This is a genomic window from Clostridium sp. CAG:43 (genome assembly GCF_000434655.1).
GTDB lineage: Bacteria > Bacillota > Clostridia > Lachnospirales > Lachnospiraceae > Otoolea > Otoolea fessa.
In genome coordinates, this window is the sequence record NZ_FR895039.1 from 1 (window position 1) to 903 (window position 903).

2 pseudogenes are annotated in these 903 nt (G+C 34.3%); both read right to left on the reverse strand.

Features of this window, described 5'->3' with window-relative positions:
- Positions 1-378, reverse strand: a pseudogene (locus QVO97_RS03255) (type I restriction endonuclease subunit R); the annotation flags it as partial.
- A pseudogene (locus QVO97_RS03260) lies at positions 375-903 on the reverse strand (hypothetical protein); the annotation flags it as partial. The pseudogenes QVO97_RS03255 and QVO97_RS03260, both read right to left, overlap by 4 nt.

Consider the following 903-nt stretch of genomic DNA (forward strand, 5'->3'; position numbering starts at 1 on the left):
GTTGCAAGTAATTTCATTCTTTTCGTACAGTGCTTCCGCTGTTTGATTTAAGCCAGATTCTGGTTTAAAATAACATACTTTGAACGGAATACCTCTATGTTTAAATCCATGTCGCAGTACAGAAATAAGTCCGTCCATATCACATGCATTGTTGAAAGCAAGGCAGAATTTTCGTTCTGGATCTACTTTATTCTGCAATAAAAAGCGTTTCCACTCTTTCGGTTGCGTTCTCTGAATAAATCTCAACAGCGTATCTTTATAAACACCAAGCTGAGGATCATACACATCGTTATTATGTGTATATCCACCTGCCGGTGATAAAAAGAATTCTTCAATGTCTGCCTCGAAGCGTTTTTCTGTTGTAACATCTATACTCAAGATTCTGGCACCTCCTTTTTCCCTGTTACATATTCGTAAATCAGGGATCTTTTATAACTTTTTAATTCATTAACAAATTTCTCTTTTTTTATAATCAACTGATCAATTTGCGGTATTTTTTTATTTAAATATACTGCAATTTCCTGTTGTTCTTTTCTAGGTGGAACTGGAAATAATATTGAAAAAAATCCCTGTGGATATAATCTAAGTCTTGACGCAGTTATTCCAGTAGAATATGCTGCGTATGTAGCTACTAATGGCGGGATACGTAACAAATACTCAAGATAATCTGCATCATACGTATCTGCTTTTTGTCTATATGTGTTATATGAAGGGCTTATTACTCCATAATATTTTGATACACCTATCGCACCTTGCCACATCCACATTGTATTAGCAGCAACATCTCCTTCATGACATATTTTATAATCAACTAAAGATTCCGACATAAACATATTTACATTTTTATTTTTTCTTGGTGTCACACCTGTTATATGGGATACCGTTAACAATTCCTCTTCTCCT